We start from the raw sequence: 19,789 nt of genomic DNA on the forward strand, positions 1-19,789 counted from the left end.
AAGTGAAATAATCCTAATACCAGCACGCCAGACCGGCTAAACATATAACTTCACCAACACATCCTGTCGTTTAGGCCAAGGCGAAGGCGCCCGTCGTCAGCGCCACAGAGGGCACGCAGCCGGCTTAAAGGCGCAATGAATTTTGGCTCCGGGTTTATACCCGGAGCTTTTTTGCGTGCTGGGGCGGCAAGCACTTGGCATCGACCACGCGCCGGGCCAGCGCCCGGTCCCCCATCTTGGCCGCAAACGCCATGCGCATGGTGATATCGTGCTCGGGGGCGGGGCCGCAGGTTATGGCATCCCCCGCAGAAATGCGCCCGGGCGAGATGACGCGGAAGTACACGCCGCAATCACCGCGCGCGGTCCACCGCTTGAGCCAGCCCTTCTCCTGCACCCAGCCGGAAAAGGTAGCGCACGGCTGGCGGGGTATGGAGACCTCGAGCGTGGTCGTACCGATGTGGAGGCGTTGATTGATAAGCAGCGCGGAGAGATCAATACCGCGCGTGGTGAGGTTCTCCCCGAAAGACCCTGAAGCCAGCGTGCGGCTCAGCGAATCCTCCCAATAATCCAGTTCCTCGCGGGCATAGGCATAAACGGCTTTGTCACTTCCACCGTGGTGATCGCTATCGCCGATAGAATCACCGCGCACGCCAGAACCATCGCCGTAATTGGGTCCGGGAGCGGAGATATCGATAAAGGATTGCGGGCGCTTGTCGATGCCCGAAAACTCATGCCTCCCGCTCGGATCCGGCCTGCGCACGGCGACGTTGGTGGAAATAACCTGCATATCAGTCACTGTAGTCGCGGGTAAGTGCCTCCGCAGTGAGAATATCCCGGTAAAACAGCTCCGGGGCCAGCGAAACCGCCTCCGCGAGCTGCGGGAGGGCGTTATCCAGCGCGGAGGCCACGGCTGGATCGGTGAGCTTCCCATTGGCCACCCCGCGCGCGGTGATGGCAAAAACATAGGAAATAAACGGCATCCAGGCAGAGCCGCCAAAATCCGTGTTTCCTTCCCCAAAGGCGTCCAAGGCGAGCAGGGTGTGCAATACCGACTTATCAACGCCCAATTGCTGCAGCGTCACCCGCAATTGCAGCGCGGTTGTGCGCAGATTGGACATGGTCCCCAGACGGGTCAGCGCCAAGTCGTTATCGAAGCACTCGCGCAGCGCGGCGATGCGGTGGGCGTCATCGCACAGCTGCGCGCTGTCAGTAGCGGGCGTTGGGGCCTCGCCGGTGGCGCTCATGAGCAGCATAGGGCGGGTGACATCGTCTACTCCCGTGGTGGCCGTCCGCCACAGCGAGGGGGAGCCGGACTGTTCGACGTGGGCCTGGTTGGCATCGGCAAGCGCGGCGAGCACGGAAGACGGATCCGTGGCCTCTTCCCCATCGCTGCTAAAGGAACGGGTAATCAGGCCCGTGCGCACCAACGCGCGCATTCGCTGGCCGCGCTCGAAATCCACCTGCATGAGCGCATCGAGGCTGGCGCGCGGATCGGCCTCGATGTCCTTGATAACGCCCTCGAAGGTCTCCTTGGCCTTGGGGGCAAGGCGGCGCAGGGCGGCATAGGTCTCCCACGTGCCGGCGGTATTCTCGCTCTCGCCATCGTGGAAGATGATGAGCGAGCTTGCCGGCGGGTACTGCGGGGCGGCGAGATCGCTGGCCGGTTCATCCTCGCGGAAGTCCACGATGAGATCGCCCGCCTCGTGCAATTCCTCCGGCAGCTCGAAGCCCTCCTCCACCGGCTCCAAGGGCAGAGGCTCGCTGGCGGGGTTGCCAAGCGGCCACGCCCACGCCAAAAGCTCCACCTCCTCTTCGTGGGTTTGCTCGGGCATTAAAATGCCGTCTTCGATGGTGGCGCGGGCGACCAGCGGCGCCTTGCGCACCGTGGCGATGGCGGCATAGATCAGATCGCTTGCCGCGGTTGCCTCGTATTCCATCACGCGTCGGTCCATGCTGCGTTTCAGATGCGCCGCGCGCTCCTTATCCGGCAGGCCTTCCAGGTACTCCTCGTAGGACAGCGTGGACCACAGGAGGTAGAGCTCCAGCGAGGACTTCTTGGTCAGCGCGGCCTTAAGGGCGCGATTCGGCACGGAGAGCGTGTTTGTCGCCTCCGTCGAGCCATTGGCGGTAACGAGATCCCGGATCTTCTGGTTCTTATCAATGACCACGAATTTCGCCAGCGGCAGCGGCTCCGGCGAGTGCACCGTAAAAAGCGCATCCGCATCCAGCTGATCCGCCAGGATGACCTGCTTGTCCATATAATCCACGGGCTCGGCCGCGGTGCGCTTCACGCGCGTTCGGATGGTTGCCGGAATGACCTCAAAGGTCAGCTCGTAGCCGGCCTCGCTGCTGATGGTTTCCTCGCGCACCGATTCGTCTTCGCCAAATACGCGTTGGCCCTTTTCCATGTGAATGGGCTTATCGGGAGACGAGGCCAGGGCATAGCTAAACGGCGAGAGGTTACCCAGCGCATCGATGAAGCGGAAGTTGGTGCCGCGGGGCCCCTCGTTCTTGGAGCGCATGTGAAGGGTTTCGGCAAAGTTGAGATAGTGGACATCGACAAGCTCTTCGCCCTTAAACAGGCTAAAGCGATACCGGCCCACCCAGGGGTCCTCGAAGACGTCGCCCGGTAGGACCTCATGGATTCCCTCCGGCAGCTCATCTTCTAAGATTTCTTCCTCTTCCCCGCCGATGGGGACATAGGTCAGCTGCAGGTGCAGTGGGGTATTGACCAAGAGGCGCGGCGATTTCGTGTACACCAGCTCGCCGTCCAGCCCGCGCGCGTTGGGCAGGGACTTGACCGCCATATCCCAGGAAAAATCCGCGCCTTCCGCGACGGTGATGGTGGCCTTGTCCTGGCGCGGCACAGCAATGGAGAAGGAATATTCTGCCGCTAGCTCAAAGATGGACCAGCCTTCCCACGCGCCATGCGGGCGCGGCTGGTTATCCGGGGCAGGTGTTAGCTGCGTGCCGGTCGGTGCGATGAAGGTGTACGCGCCCTGCGGGATGGGCTGCGTGCTATCGACGGGGCGGTGCGCGGAATCGAGCAGCAGGCCGCCATTGGCAATACCCGCAAACTCCAGGGTCTGCTCCGCAAACGTTACGGCAAGGTGGGTAAAGGGCTGTGGCATGGAAACCCACAGGCCAGGTTCCTCACCGGCGACGTAGTAAAACTTGCGGGTGACCTCCGTGCCATCCAATAGCTGCGTGGTCACGGTCCATTGCGGGTCTTCTGGTTCATAGGCCGCGCTCACGGCTGGCAGGTAAAGCTCTAAAGTATCGGTATCCGGCGAGAGGCGAAGATGCGGGACCCCCTGAAAAACCGCCGCGTCTAGAAAAGATGATAGCTGGCTACGAAACTTCTCCTGGCTCATTTACACCAGCCTAGATCATTTTTGAAAAGATGTGGATTCTGCAGGCAGAGACCAAAAAGGCTTTCATCACCGCCGGTGATGAAAGCCTTCGCGCGTGATTAATCGCGTGGATTAGTGGAAGAAGTTACGCCACGCATTCGGGTTGATGGTGATGATGCCCAGCTTTTGCGCCAAGAAGGCAATGGCCCCGATGGCCAGCGAGGCGATACCGGCGCCCGCGATGCCGGCGAGGAGCCCGCTCTTGGAAGAGCCGTTATCGGTATCAGCGTCGTTACCGGGCTGATCGGATGCAGAATCGTCTGCCTGGTCGTTGCCGCCCTGGTCATCGTGCTTTACCCACCATTCATTCAAGGTGAGCTTGGCCAAGGTGGTGTTATCGATGTAGTCACCGCGTACAGGATCGGTGTGGGTGGCCTTCGCACGAAGGGCCTCCGAGCCAGCACCCTTGAAGAAGAATGGGACGACCTGGTTGGTGTGCTGCGTGGAGTACCACTGGTGGCCAGAGGGCAGGGTGTTGTTACCGCCACCGTTCATGGAGTTGAACTTGCCCTCAGAGCGCTCATTGGCACCGGAGAGGTATCCCGTTTCGTGGTCAGCGGTAACCACCAACAGGGTCTCGTCCCAGGAGGAGTTTTCTTCTACCCAGTCGATAGCGGCATCGACGGACTTATTAAAGTCCTGTACCTCTTCGATATCGCGGGCAGATTCGTTGCCGTGGCCGCTCCAGTCGATGGCACCGCCTTCGATCATGACGTGAAAACCCTCGTCATTTTGGCCCAGCGCGTTGAGGGCGCCGGTGGTCATGGTGGGAAGGTCGACGAGATCGTTAAACGGAATGTCATAGGGCACTGTGGACTCGCCGGAGCGCCCCTGCTGCAAAGTAGAGGCCACAGGCGCCAGGCCGAAGTACTTCTCCCCTGCTGCGACATCGCCTTGGGCCAAGGCCTCAAATTGCTCCTTGGTTTCGGCGTAGTTCCAGTCGGACTCGCCGGAAGACAGCTTGTTGTAGACCTCTTCAGATAGGTACTTGTACTTGGCCTCATCCTTCTTCTTATTGTCATCGTCGTAGAACGGGTGGCCGGCACCCATGATGACATCGAGATCAGAATTGAACATCTCATCCGCAATCTCCAGGTAGTTATTGCGGGAAATGTTGTGCGCGGCCCAGGAAGCCGGGGTGGCGTGGCTAAACGGCACGGAGGAGACCACACCGGCGGACTTTCCGGCCTTCTTGGCGCGCTCGGAGGTGTTTTCCTGCTCGTGACCGTAATCGTTCACGCCCAGCTTGCCGTTATCGGTCTTCACGCCGGTGGACATGGCGGTGCCGGCGGCAGAGGAATCGGTGTATCCCTTATCCACGTACTCATGGCTAGCCCACGCCTTTTGTGGGTCATAGGAAGAGTTATTTGGGTAAGTGGTCATGGACAGGCGGTTGAAGTCTTCGAAGCGCTGCACGGATGCGCCGTCGAGTTCTTCTGGGCCTTCGGCGCTAAATGCGCCATCGACCAGGCATTTGGACTGGCCGGTTTCGTAGAGGTTATTAAATGCCACGTGGCCGTAGCCCATGCCATCACCAATCATGTAGATGATGTTCTTTGGGCCCTGGGATTCGGCGGCGGTGGCTGGGGCAATTGCGCCAGCGGTAGCCACGGTTGCGGCTACGGCAGCGGTGCCAATGCGGAGAGAGGTACGCATGAATTGTCCTTTGTGGAAGTGAGAGATGAAGAGATGGTGGCCTTGCGAGCAAGAGAGAAATGACCCAAACATGGTTGGGTGCAAAGCCTTGAATTGAAGATAAAAGCGTGATTTAACCATGAAAGGAACTGGGCGTTAATAGCTCCTAAACACCGCCGGAACATCTCGTGGCGGGCCTTAGTCCTTGCCCCACTCCCCCTTCGTCACCGCCAGAGTGCCAGCCCGGTGCCGGATTAGTGAAGCAAAACCCACCTCTGCCTACCCCGCGCCGGGCTGGGGCTATTACACTGTGTGTTTATGATTAAACCGAGCGATTCCACGTCGTACCGCTACACCCCTGAGCTGGCGAACCAAATCGAAAAGACTTGGCAGCAGTATTGGAAGGACCACGAGACCTTTAACGCGCCCAACCCGGTCGGTTCGCTAGCCACGGGTGCGGGCGAGCTGCCCAAGGAAAAGCTCAACGTGCAGGACATGTTCCCCTACCCTTCCGGTGCGGGCCTGCACGTGGGGCACCCGTTTGGTTATATCGCCACCGATACTTATGCCCGCTATAACCGCATGCTGGGCAAGAACGTGCTGCACACCATGGGCTATGATGCCTTCGGTTTGCCGGCCGAGCAGTACGCCATCCAGACCGGTACGCACCCGCGGACCACCACGATGGCCAATATCGACAATATGCGCCGCCAGCTGGGAATGCTGGGCTTGGGCCACGATCCGCGCCGCTCGGTGGAATCCACGGATCCAGAGTTCTTTAAGTGGACCCAGTGGATCTTCCTGCAGATTTATAACTCCTGGTTCGATGAAGAGCAGCAAAAGGCCCGCCCCATTGCTGAGCTCATCAAGGAATTGGAGGCCAATAAGCGCACCACCAAGGACGGGCGCTACTACGAGGACTTGTCCGCGCAGGAGAAGGCCCAGGCCGTCGATGAGTTCCGCCTGGTCTACCTGTCCAACTCCACGGTGAACTGGTGCCCGGGCTTGGGCACCGTCTTGGCCAACGAGGAGGTCACCGCGGAGGGCAAGTCTGAGCGCGGCAACTTCCCGGTATTCCGCAAGAACCTGTCCCAGTGGATGATGCGCATTACCGCGTATTCGGATCGCCTGCTCGATGATCTGGAGCTGCTGGATTGGCCGGAGAAGGTCAAGTCCATGCAGCGCAACTGGATCGGTCGCTCTCGCGGTGCGGAGGTAACCTTCCCCGCGGAAGGCTACGGCATCGACGTGTTTACCACGCGCCCAGATACGCTCTTTGGCGCGGAATACGTGGTCTTGGCACCGGAACATGAGCTTGTCGATGCCCTCTTGTCCCCCATTCCTTACGACGATGACGTGGATGAGCGCTGGACCTACGGCAACGATGACCCGAAGGAAGCTGTCGAGTCCTACCGCGCGGATATCGCAGCGAAGTCGGACCTGGAGCGCCAGGAAAACAAGGAAAAGACCGGCGTATTCCTGGGCACCTATGCCACCAACCCGGTCTCCGGCAAGCGCATCCCGATCTTCATCGCGGACTACGTACTGACCGGTTACGGTACCGGCGCCATCATGGCCGTTCCCGCGCACGATACGCGTGACTATGAGTTTGCCCAAGCCTTTGGCCTGCCGATTACGGAGGTCGTCTCCGGCGGCAATATCGAGGAAGAAGCCTGGACCGAGGACGGCGCGTTGGTAAACTCCGCCAACGATAAGGGCTTGGACCTCAATGGCCTGAATAAGGCGGAGGCCATCGCCGAGGCCATCGAATGGCTGGAAAAGGACGGCTCCGGCCGCGGCAAGATTCAGTACAAGCTGCGCGACTGGCTCTTCGCCCGCCAGCGCTACTGGGGCGAGCCCTTCCCCATCGTTTACGACAAGGACGGTATGGCTCATCCGCTGCCAGAGTCGATGCTGCCGGTTGAGCTGCCCGAGGTGGAAGACTACAAGCCGGCCTCCTTCGACCCAGAAGACAAGGACTCGGAGCCGCAGCCACCGCTGGCCAAGGTCCGCGACTGGGTAGAGGTAGAGCTGGACTTGGGCGATGGCCCGCAGACCTACTACCGCGATACCAACGTTATGCCCCAATGGGCGGGTTCTTCCTGGTACCAGCTGCGCTATATCGATCCCCGCAATAGTGAGGCATTCTGCGATATCGAAAACGAGCGCTACTGGACCGGCCCGCGCCCAGATGAGCACGGCGAGAACGATCCGGGTGGTGTGGATCTGTACGTCGGCGGCGTCGAGCACGCCGTGCTGCACCTGCTCTACGCCCGCTTCTGGCACAAGGTGCTCTTTGACCTGGGCTTTGTCAGCTCGCAGGAGCCGTATCGCCGCCTGTACAACCAGGGCTACATTCAGGCCTACGCCTATACCGATTCCCGCGGCGTGTATGTCCCTGCCGCGGAGGTAGAGGAAAAGGACGGCAAGTTTTACTACAACGGCGAAGAGGTTAACCAGGAGTACGGCAAGATGGGCAAGTCCCTGAAAAACGCCGTGGCCCCGGACGATATTTGCCGCGACTTTGGCGCCGATACCCTGCGCGTGTACGAGATGTCCATGGGCCCGCTGGATACCTCCCGCCCGTGGGCGACCAAGGACGTCGTCGGTTCGCAGCGCTTCCTGCAGCGCTTGTGGCGCCTAGCCATCAATGAGGACACCGGTGAGTTGGCAACTACCGATGCCGAGCTCACCCAGGATGATCTGAAGCAGCTGCACCGCACCATCGCGGGCGTGCGCGATGATTATGAGAACCTGCGCCTCAACACGGTCGTGGCCAAGCTCATCGAGTACGTCAACTACCTGACCAAGACCTACCGCACCGAAGCGCCGCGCGCGGCTGTAGAGCCCATTGCCCAGCTGGTCTCCCCCATCGCCCCGCACATTGCAGAGGAACTGTGGCAGCGCTTTGGCCACGATGAGACCATCACCTACGAGCCACTCCCCTCCTTTGAGGAGAAATACCTGGTAGATGATGAGATCCAGGTGCCAGTGCAGATCAACGGCAAGGTTAAGTCCCGCATCAACGTCGCGGCCGATGCTGACCAAGACGCCGTATTCGAGGCTGCTTTTGCCGATGCCAAGGTGGCCGACCTTACCTCCGGCAAGAACGTGGTGAAGAAGATCTACGTTCCCGGCCGGATGGTGAACCTGGTGGTTAAGTAACCAATGAGCGTGGACGTCTCGGGCCTCTCGCCGTCCAATCAGGACTACCTCAAGGCCCTGTTTAAGTTGGGCGAATGGCACGACGAGCCCGTGACGGTGAAGATGCTCGCCCAGCACATAGGCGTTAGGCTCTCCAGCGCGTCGGATGCGGTGCGGCGGCTAGAGAAAAAGGGCCTCGTCACCCATACGCCTTATGGTGCCATCGGGCTGAGCACCGAGGGGCGTGCCTTTGCCCTTGCCATGGTGCGGCGGCACCGCCTCATCGAGACCTTCCTGGTGGAATCCCTGCATTACCGCTGGGACCAGGTCCACGCGGAGGCTGAGCAATTAGAGCACTGCGTCTCTGACTTCTTTTTGGAGCGCATAGACGCTGAACTGGGGTTCCCGCACCGCGATCCGCATGGAGACCCTATTCCTAGCGCCACGGGTGACTACCCCGCAGACTACGCCGCGACCCCCGCGTCCGAGCCAGGAGATCTGCGCAAACTCAGCGATTTAGAGCCCGGTGAGGCCGGCGTAGTCGATCGGATCAGTGATGCAGATGCCGATCTGCTGCGCTTTTTTAGCGAGAATAACCTGATCATCGGCGCTGTCGTGAGCGTGCGGGATAGCCAACCTTATTCCGGCGGGATGGCACTGCGCGTAGAGGGCAGCCAGAACGAGAATGCCCAGAACGAATATTCCGCGGCGTTTTCTTTGAGCTCGCACGCAGCCCGCGCCGTGTGGGTGCGCATGTAATTTTCCTGCCCCTTCCCTTCTGAAGGGAAGGGTATTTACGCATGTCAATGGTGGTTAGTTGCGGCGTAGTTAAAAGTACGTTAGATCTGTAGTTGAAGCAGAAAGTGCGCCTCGGCGCAGCCACTAAGGAGCGAGATGACTACAGCCTCGACGCCAGCGTGCGGTACTAAGACCGCCGCTAATCTTGTGTATTTTTCCTCGGTCAGTGAAAATACCCGCCGATTCGTCCACAAACTGGGCTTTCCGGCGGCACGCATTCCATTGCGGCCGAAGCGCGAAGGAATGCTCTATGTCACCGAGCCCTTTGTGCTCATCGTCCCGACCTACGGTGGCGGCAATATCAAGGCGGCGATTCCGGTGCAGGTGCGCCAATTCCTCAACGTTCCGGAAAATCGCGCGCTCCTGCGCGGCGTCATCACCTCTGGAAATACCAATTTTGGTGAGGCGTATTGCTGCGCCGGGCCACAGATAGCCCGAAAGTGCGGGGTGCCTGAGCTCTACCGCTTTGAGCTGCTCGGCACCGACCGCGATGTTGCCCGCGTACGGGAAGGGTTGCAGGACTTCTTTGCGCACCACCTCTACCCCACCGCCCACGCGTCCATTGCCTGACGGCTAGGGCCGCGAAGACAAAGAAAAGAGAAAATACCGATGAAATATCAAGAGCTCATTGAGCGATCCCAAACCCCGCCGCATTTTCGTCACGATGCCTCCACGCCGCTGCGCCCAGTGAACTGGAATCGCATCTGGGATGACAAGGACTTGGAGGTATGGAACCGTCTGACCTCGAATTTCTGGCTGCCGGAGAAGGTCCCGCTTTCCAATGACCGCAATGACTGGTCGCGCATGGACCCAGCCGAACGCGACCTCACCATCCGGGTCTTTACCGGGTTGACGCTACTGGATACCGTGCAGGCTACCGTTGGCGAAATTAGCCAGATTCAAGATGCTCGGACGGAACATGAGGAGGCCGTTTATACCAATATCGCCTTCATGCAGGCGGTGCACGCGCGGAGCTATTCGTCCATCTTTTCCACCCTGGCCAGCACCGAAGAGATCGAAAAATCCTATGCGTGGGCCGTGGATAACCCAGTATTGCAGCAGCGCGCTACCAGTGTGATGGTGCATTACTACGGCGACGACCCACTAAAGCGCAAGGTTGCCTCTACCCTCTTATCCTCGTTGCTGCTGTACGCGGGCTTCTATCTTCCACTGCACTTTAGCGTGCACGGGAAGCTGACCAATACCGCTGACATGATCAGGCTCATCCTGCGGGATAAGGCGGTCCACGGCTACTACTCCGGATACAAGTTCCAGCGAGGACTAGACCACGCCACGGAAGCTCGCCGCGAAGAAATGCGGGAATTTACCTTTGACCTGGTGCGCAAGCTCTATGGCCTGGAGATGCGCTATTCCGGCGAGCTCTATGAACCATACGGGCTTATGGATGATGTTGCTACGTTCGTGCGTTATAACGCCAATAAAGCCCTGATGAATCTGGGCTATCCCAACCTCTTCCCGTACGAGGAATGCCAGGTCAACCCGAAGATCCTTGCGGCACTCACGCCAGGATCGGATGAAAACCACGACTTCTTTTCGGGGTCGGGCTCCTCTTATATCATCGGCAAAGCCGTAGAGACCTCCGATGCCGACTGGGATTTCTAAAACCAACAAGTCTCCACACGAAAGGACACACATCATGAAACTTCTTGTACTCGTCGGCAGCCTACGGCGGGAAAGCATCGCGAAGAAGATCGCCAACCATGCCATGGAACTGGTCCCTGAGCACGTAGAGTGCCAGCGCTATGACCTGCGCACACTCCCGCTTTATGATTTCGACTACGACGATCCTGGCGTGGAGGATAAACCCACGCCGGAAGAGTACACCGATTTCCGTAAAGCAATTAAGGAAGCGCATGCCATTTTGTTCGTGACCAGCGAGAATAACCGGACCATCCCGGCGTGTTTAAAAAATGCCATCGATATTGGGTCCAAGCCCAATTCCGATGTCGCCTGGAAAAATAAGCCAGCTGGCATCATCAGCCACTCCGTTGGCCGCATGGGTGGTTATTCTTCCCACAAGAATGTGCGCCTAGCCCTGTCCTACTTCGATATGCCGATGCCCGGTCAGCCCGAGGTATTCTTGGGCAATTCTCCCCAGCTCATCGGCGAGGATGGAAAGATCGAGCCAACCAGCACGATTGATTTCGTGCGGGACTACCTCGAGCGTCTTTTAGCGCTGGTACCTGCAGCTCCGCAACACTAGGAGCTACCTCTTCCTAGCAGCGAGGCGGTTAATCCCAGTATTCCGTGGCGCATAGCGAGATGCCGTGCGCCCGGATTCCCTGGCCTGCTTCAATTGGAGCATCAACAATGAGCGGGAGCCCGTCGATTTCGCATACCCAGAACTCCCCTCCCCCAAACTCATTGGTCTTTTTCTCGACATTGTTCACGGTGCCCGCTACCTCGACCTGCGGATTGAGAAGGCTGGGCTTGTAGTTTTGATAAAACCGTTCCGTGGCTGGGGATCGCAGCGAAAACTCCGCCGGTTCCGTTAATTCATAGTCCAGCGCAACGACTGCGGGCCGCACTCGGCCGCGCAGTTTTTCGCCGCCCACGGGGTTTCCGGTGGGAAGCGTGAAGGGGGCATCGCTAAGCACCGCCCATCGGAGATCTTCCATTTCTAAGATGCCAATAAAAGGCATGGCGCGATATAGCGTTGCCTCCGCGTCTTCTCCACCCCGGAACGACGGCAAAACGGTCCACTCTCCCTCGTACTCCATCGCCGTGACGGCGATGCCGGAGGGATCCGCGTAGTAGATCACTTGATCAAAAGCAGGTGCATCCCATAAGGTCCGCTTTGCGGGTAGTTCCGCGATGAGTTCCTCGGTGTCCAGGAAATCGAAGCCGCAGGTACTAAAAAGTTTATCCATGCCCGCCATCATAGACAGCCGGCTGCCTGACCGGAGTTGCAGGCGACCAAAAAACGCCGCTGGGTAATTCGCAATACCTAATAATGGATAATATCCAGTACACTATTGAACCCATAAATAGGTTATGAAAAGCGAAGTATATGCGATTAACTTAGCGAAAGTATAGTCTGCATGGATTATTGGTAAACCTGATCCAGTACATCTAAAAACGATAGGGGTTGATGGATCAACCCTGTTCATTAATCCACAGTTGAGTAATCAACTGCGCAGTATATAATGCTATTTAAGTCAAAGCTTAAGGGAGATACTGTGCGCCCAGAAGAAAGTGCAGCGTGGGCGGACTTCGTAGCGATGCAGCGGGCGCTGCACAAGGAGTTAACTCACGAGTTGCAGGTAGCCGCGAATGTAAGTGAGGCCGACTATGCGGTGCTGGCCGTCCTGCAGCGCCGCCGTGGGCAGAGCACCCGGCCGCATGAGTTGGCCGCGGAACTTGGGTGGGAGAAATCGCGCCTGCACCGACAACTGGTCCGGATGGAGGGGCGCAAGTTGGTGACGAGGCGGCACGCGGAGGAGTTAGGACCCCGCGCTATTGCCGTCACAGTGACGAAAGTCGGCGAGGAAGCATTCGCCACAGCACTGGAGAGCCATACCGCGAAGGTGGACGATAAGGTGGTCTCCGTCCTGACCGAAGAGGAGCTGCGGCAGCTGGGGGCCATCTCGAGGAAGATAACGCGGCACTTGGCGGGCGAAACCTAGAATTCAAGTAGGCCAGACGGCACAGGAAAGGCACCCCGCCAGGAGTGACGGGGTGCCTGCCTAGTTGTAGGCCCTAAAGGACGAAGGCCTTAGGAAATCTTCAGCACCGTGCGGCCGTGGTGGTTGCCGTTGATGAGCGATTGCGCTTCCTTTACCGCATCTTCCAGGGGAAGGGTATTGGTCAAGGACTCCAGGATGGACAGGTCCAGGGTGCGGGCGAGGAGCTGCCAAGCATTCTGGCGGTAGTGCAGCGGGGCATCGACGGAGTTCACGCCGGCCAAGTGCACGTTGCGCAGGATGAAGGGCATGACGGTGGCGGGCAGGTCGGGGCCGCTGGCCATACCGGTGGCGGCAACGGTGCCGCCCCACTTGGTACGGGCCAAGACATTGGCTAGTTCCTGGGAGCCGGAGGTGTCCACGGCGCCAGCGTAGATGGCCTTTTGTAGGGGCTTGCCCGGCTCGGTGAATTCGGCGCGGTCAATGATCTCATGTGCGCCGAGCTCGTAGAGGTAGTTGGCGTAATCGTCGGGGCGGCCGGTCATGGCGTGGACCTCGTAGCCGGCATTGCGCAGAAGGTTGACGGCAATGGAGCCGACGCCGCCGGTGGCACCGGTGACGAGAACGGGGCCCTCGGGAAGCCCGCGCAGCGAGTTAACGCACAGCGCCGCGGTGTAGCCGGCGGTACCGACGGCAGCTGCCTGCTCCGCGGTGAAATCTGCAGGTAGGGCAACGGTGGCGCGGGAATTGACGCGCTGCTTCGGGGTGTAGCCGCCGTGGCGGAATTCGCCAAGGCCGTCGCCAAAGGAGGCAACGAGGGTACCCACCGGCAGGCGCTGCACATTGGAATCGGATACGGTGCCGACCACATCAATGCCGGGCACCAGTGGGTTGGTGCGGACGACGCCGGGATCACCGGTGATCGCCATCGCGTCCTTGTAGTTCAGCGAGGAATAAGAGACGTCAACGGTCAGGTCGCCCTCGCCGAGGAATTCTCCATCCTCAAAGGAGGTAGTGACAGATTTGTCTTCGTTACGGGTAACAAGTAGCGTGCTCATGCTCACCATGGTACGTGAATTGTGATGCAAGCATTTTTGGGCGGCTAACGAGCGGGGGAGCAGAGCTTGGCGATGTCCGCAGCGGTCTGCTTGGCAAAAGGGCTCACCCCGGTAATCGTTGCGGAACCGGGGCCCGTCCACGTTCCGTAGCCGACGAGGAAGAGGCCCTCGACGGTGGGGGTGCGGCCATCGAGAAGCGTGCGGAAAGGCCCCAGCGCCGGGCGGAACCCGGTGCACCAGATGAGGTGATCTGCCTTCACCTCATCGAGGCTGGAGAACATGGGGGAGGACTTAAGCAGTCCCTCATCGCGGGCGCGTTTGACGGGAGGAACGACGACGATATCGCCCAAGTTGGTATCCGCGCCGGGATCGGGCTCACCGCGCATCATGGCATTAAGGCGGGCGCGGTTGCGCTGGAAAAGCACGCGGCCGTCAACGTCATCGGGCATCCACCGCGGCGTCTTCGCCGTAAACCAGGTGGTATCTACGCCAGAGAGCACGAGCTCTGCGGCAATCTGGGCCCCGGAATTGCCCGCCCCAACAACGGCGACGGACTCGCCACGGAAGGGATCGGGCCCAGGGTAGACCGCCGAGTGCCATTGCCGCCCGGCAAAGGAACCGGGGTAATAGGGGATAAACGGCGAGGACCACGTGCCGGTAGCCGCCACCACGGTGCGCGCGGTGAGGCGCTCGTCACCGGTGGTGACATGAAAGCGCTCGCCGTCGTGGGTGACCTCCTGGACCCGCACCGGCCGGCGTACGGGCAGGTCATAGCGCTGCTCGTAGCGGGTGAAGTAATCGATGACGTGGCTGGCGGGCGGAAATCCGTCGTGGTGGGGCATCGGCAAGCCGGGCAAGTTGGAAGACGCGCTATTGCTAAAGAGCGTGAGCGACGGCCACGCGTGGCGCCAGGCCGCGCCAGGGGAGGGCTCGGCATCAAGGATCTGGAAGTCGAGTCCCCTCTTGCGCAGGTAATAGCTGGTGGCCAGGCCGGCTTGCCCGCCGCCGATAACGATGCAATCGAGCATTAAATGAGCTTTCTTTCGCGGGCTACGGTCACCGCGGCCGTGCGGGTGTCCACGCCCAGCTTCTGATAGATGTGAATGAGGTGCGTCTTCACCGTGGCCTCAGAGATAAAGAGCTGATTGGCCAGCTCTTTATTGGAGGAGCCGGTCGCAAGGGCGCGGAGGATTTCCAGCTCGCGGGTGGAGAGGGACTGCTCCGGTTGGCCCACGCGCTGGGCCAAGAGGTTGACCACCTCTGGGGCGAGGGTGCGCCGGCGCGCGGCGGTATTAAGCACCGCTTCGTGCAACTCATCCTCGGGCGAATCCTTGAGAAGGTAGCCCATCGCGCCGGCCTCGACCGCGGCCAGGATATCGGCTTGGGTGTCGTAGGTGGTGAGGATGAGCACGGGTGGGCCGCCGGCCTCGGCCAGCTTCTTGGTGGCGGTGATGCCATCGACGCCCGGCATCTGGATATCGCAGACCACGACGTCGACCTCGGGGGCGTCATCGGCAAAGAGCTTGTCCACGTCCGCGCCGTTATCGCCTTCCATGACCACGCGGACATCGGCAAAGGTATTAAGAATCGCGCGCAGCCCGGCGCGGACGACGGGGTGGTCATCGATAAGCATGACGTTAACCATGGGGCTGCTCCTTGAGGGGGATTCTAATGGCAAGGGCGGTGCCGTCGCCGGATTCGAGGCTCAGGGAGCCACCGACGCTCTCCACGCGCTGGGACAATCCTTGCAAGCCAAAGCCGCTATCGCCGCCGTTGCGCGGGGGCTCAACTACACCGTGTCCATTATCCACGACGTCCAGGGTGACTGCATCCTCAAAAAGGCCCAGGGTGACCACCGCACGGGAGGCATGCGCGTGCTTGATCACGTTATTAAGGCCCTCCTGCGCGGCGCGCACGACCACCTGCTTGACATTGCCGGGCACGCTCCCGGTGCCGGAAACGACGAGGTCGAAGGTGGTGTCCTCACCAAGGGCCTCCGTGCGCTGGCGCATCTGGGACAGGATGGAATCCAGCTGGGTCTCCAGGCGCTCATCGGGCCCGGCGAGCTCGCGCACGAAGCGGCGCGCCTCGGCCAGGTTCTCGCCTGCGGTGTCCTCGATGACGGCGAGCTGCTCGTTCTTGGTCTCTAGGTCATCGGTATTCCGGGCGGCGCGCGAAAGCAGCAGGATGGAGCTCAACCCTTGGGCCACGGTGTCATGGATATCCCGGGACAGGCGCTCGCGCTCTTCCAAGCGCCCGGCCTGGTGCTCGCTGGCGGCCAGCTCGGCCTGGGTTTCTTGCAGCTGCTTGGCGATGTCCCTGTGGTGCGCCGCCTCCGCCTGCAACCGGCGCTGGATATAAAACACGCCCGCGGCAAAGGTCGTGCCGATAAGCGGCCCGATGGCCGCGGCGATGGACCAGCCATCCGGATGCAGCCACGCGGGAATGAAGGCGGCCGCCGCCCACAGCACCGTGATGGAGATAAGCCCGGGCCACTTGGGCAAGGCGCGCAGGAAGACGAAGATGAGCGGGAACTCGAGCCACATGAAATCTTGCGCGTGGACCATCAGCCCCAACCAGAGCAGGCACAGCCCGGTGAGCCAGAGCCAGGTGGGAAGCCAGCGCGCGGCCGCGTACACCGCGGCTAGGGCGATGGCCAAAAGGATGGCGCGGGCGTCCAAGCGGTCATCGATATAGGCGCGGGCCACGCCGAAAAGCAGCAGGAACGCGAACATGGCGTATAAGCCCCAGAGCCATAATTTCTGTCCGGAAAACACAATTTCCTACAGTATCTGCCGGAGGGTGGATGAGGGATCAACCAGTTGGTTGACTGGAGGTTCAACTAGGCCGCCGATTACTTCTGACCTGCGCAAAGGGACTATAGAAGTATGTTCTTAGCTATTCGTGAAATCACCGCAGCGCGCGGCCGCTTCGGGCTCATCGGCGGCACCGTGGCGCTTATCACCCTGCTTTTGGTTATGCTCTCCGGCCTGACGGAGGGCCTGTCCAAACAAAATACCTCGGCGCTTGAGGCCGTGGCGCAGGATCACCCCTATGTCAGCTTTTCTACCGAAGAGCCCGCGTATAACGAGTCCGAGATCCATGAGAAGGATCTTTCCGGCGATGCGATTGCCTTGGGCACCGCGCAAACTAAATTGGAGGGCGAGGGCGCGGTAGGCGTGATGGGCTTGCCGGCCGGTACGACCATCCCTAATTCCAACGCCACCATCTCCAAAGATGGCGCCGTCCTGTCTGACACGATTGATGCCTCCGACACCGTGAATATCGGTGGGGTAGACCTTTCCGTAGAGGGCACCGTTGCCGAAACGCAGTTTTCCCACTCGCCGGTGGTATGGGTATCTACCCAGACTTGGCAGAAGGTGAGCCACGCACCAGACGGTGTGGTCGGCACGGTTGCCCTGCACTCCGAAGAGGTCCCCGGCTCGGTCGAGATGTCTGATTCCTTCTCCGGCCTGCCCGCTTATCAGTCCGAGCGCGGTTCGCTGCTGACTATGCAGGGCTTCCTCTATGGCATCTCCGCCCTGGTCACCGTGGCCTTCCTGACGGTGTGGACCCTGCAGCGCACCCGTGATCTCTCCATCCTGCGCGCCCTGGGCGCCTCGGTGCGCTATCTGCTGCGCGACGCCCTGGCCCAAGCCGCGCTGATTTTGGCGGCCGGCACCATCCTCGGCGCGTTCGTCGGCTGGCTGCTCGGCCTGCTGGCCTCCGGCACCGTCCCCTTCGACGTATCCGTGCGCACCATCATCGTTCCCGCGGTCGGCATCTGGATCTTGGGCATGGCCGGTGCCCTGGTTTCCACCCGCCGCGTAGCCAAAGCCAACCCCCTCGATGCATTGGGAGGAAATGCCTAAAATGTCCACCATCCTTGATATTCGCAACGCCACCGTCACCTTCCAGGACGGCACGACGACGACCACCGCGCTTGATAATGCCACCTTTAGCGCCGACTCCGATACCCTCACCGCGATCGTGGGCGAGTCCGGTTCCGGTAAGTCCACGCTGCTCTCCGTCGGCGCCGGGCTCATCACTCCGGACTCCGGCACCGTCGAGGTCAACGGCACGAACTCCATCATCTTCCAGCAGTCCAACCTGTTGTCCTCGCCCAAGGTGCGCGATCAGCTGCTCATCATGGATCACATGGCCGGGCGCAAGCTGCGCAAAAATCGCGCCGCTGAGCTGCTAGAATTCGTCGGCCTTAAGGGAATGGGCAATCGCCGCATCGGCCAGCTTTCCGGCGGCCAGGCCCAGCGCGTCAATATCGCGCGCGCCTTGATGGATGAGCCGAACCTGCTGCTTGCCGATGAACCCACCTCCGCCCTCGACTCCCACCTTTCCCAGGAAATCATCCGCCTGCTGCGCGATATTACCCAGGAGATGCACACCGCCACAGTGCTCGTGACACACGATCGCTCCCTGCTCACCTACGCCGACCACGTGGTCGAGGTCAAAGACGGCCGCGTGAGCAAGCAGGACGTTAACGATGCATAACGAGCAAGCGCGCGATGGATTGCGGCATCGCCGCAGCGATCTGGGAAGCGGAACAAATGCCGAAACCATCGGGGGTATGCGCCGCGATGGAGGCCGCGTGCTGGTGTAGGGCGGCGGCGTGGAGGATCTCCATAATGATGTACTCCGCATCGGCCTTTTCGTGCTCTACCTGCGCGATGGTGGCGCCGAGGATGCCGGATAAAACGTCGCCGGAGCCGGCGGTGGCCGCATAAGAGTGGCCGGCATTCATCCCATAGATGGCCTGGCCGGGCGCGGTTACCGTGGTGATTCGGCCCTTGTGCAGGATAAAACAGTCCAAGTCCTCGGCCAGCTCGCGCTGGCGCGGCCCCACACCCTCGCTGAGATCGAGATCGCGGCTAAGGGTGGCCTCGTAGAGGCGTCGGAACTCGCCGGCGTGCGGGGTAAGAATGATGCGTGGGTGGGAGCGGACGCGATCGCGCAGCTCAGCGCTCTGGGCGAGCAGCGTCAGGGCATCGGCATCCAGGATGGTAGGCAGCTCCCGATCTAAGACGACGCGGAGCTCGCGGTGCGCCGCCTCATCGGTGCCGCGGCCAGGGCCAACCACCCACGCCTGGGCATGCACCTTATCCTCGGCGCTCGGGTGGGGAACCACCTCGGGCAGGTGGGGGACCACGGCATCATTATCTATCACCCGCACCATGGACGGCGTGGCGCGCACCGCGCCGGTAGCCGCTAGGATGCCCGCGCCGGGATAGGCGCTGCTGCCAGCGCAAATGGCGGTGACCCCGCCGGTGTATTTCGTGCTCGAAGCCTGGGGAGTGGGGTCCACGATGGGCCCCGTGCATCCCACGGGCTTGGGGGCGGTGACGTGGCCCAAGTGGGCATCAGCAAGCACGGGCTCCGCAGGCCACTGGAAGGGGAGATCGATGGTGGGCTCGTTGGCAATGTATCCCGCAGGCTCAGCCGTGGCCGTTAGTTCCTCCGCAAAGGAGCGCGGCGCGTTGGGCAGCTGCAGATCGCAGAGCACCACCGTGCCGCATTCCGGGGCGAAGATATGGCCGGCGCGCGCCCAACCGAAGCTCACGGTAATCGTGGCCTCGACGGCATTGTCCGCGGCCACGCCCGTATCGGCGTTGATGCCAGAGGGGATATCCACTGAAAGCACCGGGATATCGTGCTGCTTGGCCGCGCGGTACGCGGCAAGGCCCGCACCGCTAAGCCCGCGGGTGGAGTTGAGGCCGGCGACGGCATCAATGAGTAGGCCGGTAGCCTCCGCGTGCGGTTGATCTGTAATGGTCCCGCCGGCAGCGGTAAAGGCCTGCAGCGCTGGGTCGTGCGCGGCATCGGCGACGAGGATCGCGTCAACGCCATAGCCCTCCTCGGCGAGGAAAGCGCCTGCATAAAGGCCATCGCCACCATTGCCGCCAGGTCCGGCGAGGATGGTGATGCGGCGAGGCGCAGGGGTCGTCAGCATGGATTTCGCCGTGGCGGCAACGCCCCTGGCGGCCAAGCGCATGAGTTCATCATCGTGGCTCTGCTGCGCGAGGAGCGCGGATTCGGCGGAACGAACGGCGGATACACTATAGGCAGGTCGCATGCCCGCCAC

17 protein-coding genes are annotated in these 19,789 nt (G+C 60.9%); 8 read left to right on the forward strand and 9 right to left on the reverse strand.

The window, feature by feature from the left end:
- Positions 1-154: 154 nt before the first annotated feature.
- From ABRP87_RS08165 to ABRP87_RS08175, 3 genes are all read right to left on the reverse strand, one after another.
- Positions 155-787: an MOSC domain-containing protein gene (locus ABRP87_RS08165; protein ID WP_349868299.1), complete on the reverse strand. Its 633-nt coding sequence runs from the start codon at positions 785-787 to the stop codon at positions 155-157.
- Position 788: 1 nt separating this feature from the next.
- Positions 789-3,374 (reverse strand): hypothetical protein, encoded by a 2,586-nt coding sequence (locus tag ABRP87_RS08170; RefSeq protein WP_349868300.1) that lies wholly within the window; start codon positions 3,372-3,374, stop codon positions 789-791.
- Between the two features lie 111 nt (positions 3,375-3,485).
- Positions 3,486-5,069 carry an alkaline phosphatase gene (locus ABRP87_RS08175; RefSeq protein WP_349868301.1) on the reverse strand — a complete coding sequence of 528 codons (1,584 nt, stop codon included), beginning with the start codon at positions 5,067-5,069 and terminating at the stop codon, positions 3,486-3,488.
- Positions 5,070-5,366: 297 nt separating this feature from the next.
- Between ABRP87_RS08175 and leuS the strand changes: the two genes are divergently transcribed.
- The 5 genes from leuS (at position 5,367) to ABRP87_RS08200 (ending at position 11,214) form a co-directional block, all read left to right on the forward strand.
- The gene (leuS, locus tag ABRP87_RS08180; RefSeq protein WP_349868302.1) at positions 5,367-8,213 is read left to right on the forward strand and encodes a leucine--tRNA ligase; all 2,847 of its coding nucleotides are present in this window, start codon (positions 5,367-5,369) and stop codon (positions 8,211-8,213) included.
- Between the two features lie 3 nt (positions 8,214-8,216).
- The gene (locus ABRP87_RS08185; protein WP_349868303.1) at positions 8,217-8,951 is read left to right on the forward strand and encodes a metal-dependent transcriptional regulator; all 735 of its coding nucleotides are present in this window, start codon (positions 8,217-8,219) and stop codon (positions 8,949-8,951) included.
- A gap of 135 nt (positions 8,952-9,086) precedes the next feature.
- Complete coding sequence (nrdI, locus tag ABRP87_RS08190; protein ID WP_349837874.1) at positions 9,087-9,560, forward strand: class Ib ribonucleoside-diphosphate reductase assembly flavoprotein NrdI; 474 nt, start codon at positions 9,087-9,089, stop codon at positions 9,558-9,560.
- Positions 9,561-9,599: 39 nt separating this feature from the next.
- Positions 9,600-10,613 (forward strand): class 1b ribonucleoside-diphosphate reductase subunit beta, encoded by a 1,014-nt coding sequence (gene nrdF / locus ABRP87_RS08195; RefSeq protein ID WP_349837875.1) that lies wholly within the window; start codon positions 9,600-9,602, stop codon positions 10,611-10,613.
- A 34-nt stretch (positions 10,614-10,647) separates the two neighbouring features.
- A complete protein-coding gene (locus ABRP87_RS08200; protein ID WP_349868304.1) occupies positions 10,648-11,214 on the forward strand; it encodes an NADPH-dependent FMN reductase in 567 nt (188 codons plus the stop codon).
- A gap of 28 nt (positions 11,215-11,242) precedes the next feature.
- On the opposite strand, the gene ABRP87_RS08205 is transcribed toward ABRP87_RS08200, so the two are convergent.
- Entirely contained in the window at positions 11,243-11,881 is a 639-nt protein-coding gene (locus ABRP87_RS08205; protein WP_349868305.1) for a hypothetical protein, read from the reverse strand.
- Between the two features lie 309 nt (positions 11,882-12,190).
- Between ABRP87_RS08205 and ABRP87_RS08210 the strand changes: the two genes are divergently transcribed.
- Positions 12,191-12,637, forward strand: a complete 447-nt coding sequence (locus tag ABRP87_RS08210) for a MarR family winged helix-turn-helix transcriptional regulator (protein ID WP_349868306.1) — start codon at positions 12,191-12,193, stop codon at positions 12,635-12,637.
- Between the two features lie 89 nt (positions 12,638-12,726).
- On the opposite strand, the gene ABRP87_RS08215 is transcribed toward ABRP87_RS08210, so the two are convergent.
- From ABRP87_RS08215 to ABRP87_RS08230, 4 genes are read right to left on the reverse strand one after another with little or no spacing between them, the layout of a single operon-like run.
- The gene (locus ABRP87_RS08215; protein WP_349837879.1) at positions 12,727-13,701 is read right to left on the reverse strand and encodes an MDR family oxidoreductase; all 975 of its coding nucleotides are present in this window, start codon (positions 13,699-13,701) and stop codon (positions 12,727-12,729) included.
- Positions 13,702-13,736: 35 nt separating this feature from the next.
- A complete protein-coding gene (locus ABRP87_RS08220; RefSeq protein ID WP_349868307.1) occupies positions 13,737-14,720 on the reverse strand; it encodes an NAD(P)-binding domain-containing protein in 984 nt (327 codons plus the stop codon).
- The gene (locus ABRP87_RS08225; protein ID WP_349852917.1) at positions 14,720-15,337 is read right to left on the reverse strand and encodes a response regulator; all 618 of its coding nucleotides are present in this window, start codon (positions 15,335-15,337) and stop codon (positions 14,720-14,722) included. Before ABRP87_RS08225 ends, ABRP87_RS08220 begins: the two co-directional genes overlap by 1 nt.
- Entirely contained in the window at positions 15,330-16,427 is a 1,098-nt protein-coding gene (locus ABRP87_RS08230; protein ID WP_349868322.1) for a sensor histidine kinase, read from the reverse strand. Before ABRP87_RS08230 ends, ABRP87_RS08225 begins: the two co-directional genes overlap by 8 nt.
- A 153-nt stretch (positions 16,428-16,580) precedes the next feature.
- Between ABRP87_RS08230 and ABRP87_RS08235 the strand changes: the two genes are divergently transcribed.
- Both ABRP87_RS08235 and ABRP87_RS08240 read left to right on the forward strand, forming a co-directional pair.
- Positions 16,581-17,564 carry an ABC transporter permease gene (locus ABRP87_RS08235; protein ID WP_349837881.1) on the forward strand — a complete coding sequence of 328 codons (984 nt, stop codon included), beginning with the start codon at positions 16,581-16,583 and terminating at the stop codon, positions 17,562-17,564.
- Position 17,565: 1 nt separating this feature from the next.
- Complete coding sequence (locus ABRP87_RS08240) at positions 17,566-18,201, forward strand: ABC transporter ATP-binding protein (RefSeq protein WP_349868308.1); 636 nt, start codon at positions 17,566-17,568, stop codon at positions 18,199-18,201.
- Here ABRP87_RS08240 and ABRP87_RS08245 read toward each other — a convergent pair.
- Positions 18,188-19,780: a bifunctional ADP-dependent NAD(P)H-hydrate dehydratase/NAD(P)H-hydrate epimerase gene (locus ABRP87_RS08245; protein WP_349868309.1), complete on the reverse strand. Its 1,593-nt coding sequence runs from the start codon at positions 19,778-19,780 to the stop codon at positions 18,188-18,190. The two genes, ABRP87_RS08240 and ABRP87_RS08245, sit on opposite strands and share 14 nt — an antisense overlap.
- Between the last annotated feature and the right edge of the window lie 9 nt (positions 19,781-19,789).

The organism is Corynebacterium sp. KPL2830, from assembly GCF_040225635.1.
Classification (GTDB): Bacteria; Actinomycetota; Actinomycetes; order Mycobacteriales; family Mycobacteriaceae; genus Corynebacterium.